This is a genomic window from Corallococcus sp. AB049A (genome assembly GCF_003668885.1).
GTDB classification, from domain to species: Bacteria; Myxococcota; Myxococcia; order Myxococcales; family Myxococcaceae; genus Corallococcus; species Corallococcus interemptor.
Window position 1 is genome coordinate 1 of the sequence record NZ_RAWL01000642.1, and the last position, 3426, is coordinate 3426.

Genomic DNA, 3426 nt, shown 5'->3' on the forward strand with positions numbered 1-3426 from the left:
GCCAAGACGGGCCGCCGCAAGAGCGCCAAGGCGGAGGCCGCCGCCGTCCAGGAGCGCATCGCGCCCAAGAAGCGCGCCACCGACACCGAGGACGGGGACACCGCCCAGGCCGCCCCGGCCGCGCAGCAGCCCCCGGCGGAGGAGGAGCCCCCGCGCTTCCTCAAGCGCGAGCTGCCCCGCCCCCGCGGCCGCTTCACCCGCGTGGAGGCCCAGCGACTGTCGTTCTTTGAACTGACGCGCGCGGAGGGCAAGGAGACGCTGGAGGCCGCCATCCAGGCCTCGGAGCACCGCTACGCGCTCTTGCGCACGCTGGAGCACCGCTACAACGGCCCGCGCGGCGAGCTGACCCAGGTGGACATGGAGAACGTGCTGCGCCAGCACGGCATCATGGAGACGCTGGAGGCGCGCGAGCGCGAGAACCTCCGCACCGCCGTCGCCTCCCAGCGCGGCGCCACCGGCCGCGTGGCCTGGGCGCTGGGCCTGTCCCCCAGCGAGCTGCAGCGGCTGACGCACGCGCTCGCGATGGAGGAGGAGGTGGAGGCCCTGCGCGAGCGCTTCCGCAACGAGGTGCTGGCGACGTCGCATCTCACGCACCGGCTGGATCTGCTCGGCCGGGACAAGTACCTGGTGGACCTGGGCATCCAGAAGCGCTTCGCGGACGCGCTCCGCAAGGAGCTGGAGCGGCTGGCGAAGGACGCCCTGCCGGACGCCACGGATCTCCACTCGCTGGCCAACGTCGTGGGCCGCAAGCACGGCGCGCCCGCGGAGCTCGTGACCCGCGCCTTCGAGCGCCTGAACCTGACCGAAGGCCTGCGCAAGCAGCTGTCCGCCCAGGCCCAATCCCCTTCGCACTGACTCACCGACGAGGTACCCACCCCATGCCCATCTACGAGTACGGCTGCTCGGCCTGTGGAAAGACCATCGACGTCCTGCAGAAGATGTCCGACCCGACGCCCCCCGCCTGCACCGCGTGCGGCGCCCAGAACACGCTGAGCAAGCAGGTCAGCCGCTCCAGCTTCCACCTCAAGGGTGGCGGCTGGTACTCGGACCTGTACGGCTCCACGAAGAAGGACGGCGGAGGCGGCGGTTCGTCGTCTTCCTCGTCGTCTTCGTCCTCGACGGCGGCTTCGTCGAGCAGCACGCCAGCCGCCAGCGCTCCCGCGGCCGCGCCGAGCACCGCTTCCGGCGACAAGCCGTAGCGCGGGCCTCGAATCGCCCCTGGCTGAAAATTCGCTGGGGGCGCGGGGAGGCCGCAGACTTGCCGCGTGCCCTTTCCACCCTCGAAGCGTCCCCCCCGCCACTGCGCGCTGTGCGGCCATCCGGAGCTGACGGATGCGCGGGGGCAGGGGCGGTTCCTCCTGGTCGCGGACCCGCATGGCCGCGGCCCGGTGTGTCCTCCGCAGCGCGGCTGCCGCAACGGCAAGCTCGCGGCGTCGGACACGCCAGCGCTGACGCAGGCCATCCGCTAGGCTAAGCAGACACCCGGAAAAGTGCGCGCGCCCGTCCCATCCCGCGCGCCTCCAGGTGCCATGCCGCGTCCCTTCCGCTCGCTGTCGTCCCTGTTCCTGGTGCCGCTCCTGGCCGTCGCCGCCGGCTGCGCGTCCGCCACCCGCATGTCCCCCGAGGACCGCGCCTCGCTGAACCAGAGCCTCAGCGGCCCGGACGCGGAGCAGTACCTGCGCGTCTCCGCCTACCTGACGCCCTTCTTCGGGGACGCGTCCAAGCGGCTGCTCACGCCCTACCCGCCCGAGGACGTGCGGCTGGTGGACGACACCCAGGGCAAGCCCATCAACCCCGGCCCCATCCAGGCCACCCTCCCCGCCGGCTCGCGCGTGCGGATCACGAAGGTGGAGTTCCCCACCGCGTGGGTCGTCACCGAGCGCGTCCTCTACTCCCCGCGCACCTGGCCCTGGGTGTACGTGACGGTGGAGGGCGCACCCGCGGGCGAGCAGGTGGTGCTGGTGCTGCCGCCGAATCTGGACCGGCCGGACGCGTTCCGCGCGGAGCTGGAGAACACCCTGTCCCCCCACCCGCTCACGCCGCAGCTCAACGGCTTCAGCGCGGCGGTGAAGGAGGCCGTGCGCACGAAGACGCTGGTGGCGGACATGCCCGCGGACGCGGTGCGCATGGCCTGGGGCCCGCCGGAGTCCATCCGCCGCACGCTGGAGGGCACCGCGAAGAACGAGGAGTGGCGCTACACCGGCGAGCGCCGCAAGGTGTTCCTCACCGACGGACGGCTGGTGCGCGCGGAGGAGGCGGGCAGGTCCGTCCTGCCTTGAGGCCTTAGCGCCGGCCGCCGCGGCGGTGCTGCTTCTTGCCGCCGCCGCCACCGCCCTTGCGCTGGGCCTGCGCCTCGCCCGGCCGGGTGAGGCGGGGCAGCTCACCGGCCATCACCGGCCAGTAGTCGCCCTTGAGCAGCTCTTCCACCAGCTGGGCCTGGGTGAGCACGTCGCGCTTGAAGAAGGTGGCGCCGCGGCCCATCTCGTCCAGCGAGCCGCGCGCGTCGCTGCCGCCCACGCAGGGCAGCTTGAGGACTTCGGCGGCCTCCACGGCCAGGTCGTTGGCCGTCTGCTTCACCTTGGCGTTGTAGCCCTCCACCGCGCACAGCACGCCGGACAGCGAGCGCACGTAGTCCATGGCGGGGTTGGGCACGTCGCGGTCGAAGGGGCGGGCCGCGACGATGGCGGCTCCCAGCGCCTTCACCTTGGGCAGGCACTCGGCCGCGCTCCAGGGCTTCTCCCGGTTGCTGCCCCACATCTGCACGGGCTCCGGCGCCAGCTCCGGCTTCGGGAAGAAGCACAGGTACTGGCCCCGGTCCGTGACGAGCTCCAGGCCCACGAAGACCTTCACCTTGGACCTGGCGCCGATCTCGAAGAGTTCGTCGCAGCCGTCCTGGGTGTTGGTTTCGGTGAACGCCACCGCGTCCAGGCCGAACATCGCCGCCCGCTCCAGCACGGCGCGCGGCTCCAGGTCGCACCCTTTGGACAGATGGGAATGGGCGTGTAGGTCGATGAGCATGGGCGACGCGTGCCTAACAGGCCTCCCGGGGCCTGTCGAGCCCGCGCGCACCGCCCCTCAGGCGTACGCGTAGGACTGGAAGTTGCCCTGCTTGGCCTGGCTGTTCTTCTCCTCGTACGTGCGGATGAGGTAGCCCATCAGCATCAGCGAGGACGTGTTCTCCAGCACCCGCGACGGATCCTTTGAGATGAGGTTGGCGCTGTAGTTCAGGAAGAACTGCGCCAGCTCCTCGCCCGCTTCCTTCACGATGAGGGCGTTGAGCGCACTCGGCTCCATGGTGCGGATGGTGTTGATGAAATCGACCGCCAGGTCCTTCTTCGTCTTCATGTCCACGGTCCTGCCCCCTTTTTCCGCCCATGCCCCGGTGCCGGAAATGGCCCGAGCCCCCGCCCCAATCGAAGAACCGGG

Annotated in this window: 6 protein-coding genes; 4 read left to right on the forward strand and 2 right to left on the reverse strand. The window is 71.2% G+C overall.

The window, feature by feature from the left end; genetic code table 11:
- The 4 genes from D7X55_RS37610 to D7X55_RS37625 all read left to right on the forward strand — a co-directional run.
- A partial coding sequence (locus D7X55_RS37610) for a hypothetical protein (protein ID WP_121725545.1) occupies positions 1–855 on the forward strand: 855 nt, incomplete at its 5' end.
- 23 nt (positions 856–878) lie between these two features.
- On the forward strand, positions 879–1199 hold the full coding sequence (locus D7X55_RS37615) for an FmdB family zinc ribbon protein (protein WP_121725546.1): 321 nt from the start codon (positions 879–881) through the stop codon (positions 1197–1199).
- A 66-nt stretch (positions 1200–1265) separates the two neighbouring features.
- Positions 1266–1469 carry a hypothetical protein gene (locus tag D7X55_RS37620; RefSeq protein WP_014397115.1) on the forward strand — a complete coding sequence of 68 codons (204 nt, stop codon included), beginning with the start codon at positions 1266–1268 and terminating at the stop codon, positions 1467–1469.
- A 60-nt stretch (positions 1470–1529) separates the two neighbouring features.
- Positions 1530–2279 carry a hypothetical protein gene (locus tag D7X55_RS37625; protein WP_120549781.1) on the forward strand — a complete coding sequence of 250 codons (750 nt, stop codon included), beginning with the start codon at positions 1530–1532 and terminating at the stop codon, positions 2277–2279.
- 4 nt (positions 2280–2283) lie between these two features.
- Here the strand turns inward: D7X55_RS37625 and D7X55_RS37630 are convergent, their stop codons facing one another.
- Positions 2284–3018 (reverse strand): PHP domain-containing protein, encoded by a 735-nt coding sequence (locus D7X55_RS37630; protein WP_121725547.1) that lies wholly within the window; start codon positions 3016–3018, stop codon positions 2284–2286.
- A 57-nt stretch (positions 3019–3075) separates the two neighbouring features.
- Positions 3076–3351, reverse strand: a complete 276-nt coding sequence (locus tag D7X55_RS37635) for a hypothetical protein (RefSeq protein ID WP_043321624.1) — start codon at positions 3349–3351, stop codon at positions 3076–3078.
- Positions 3352–3426 lie beyond the last annotated feature (75 nt).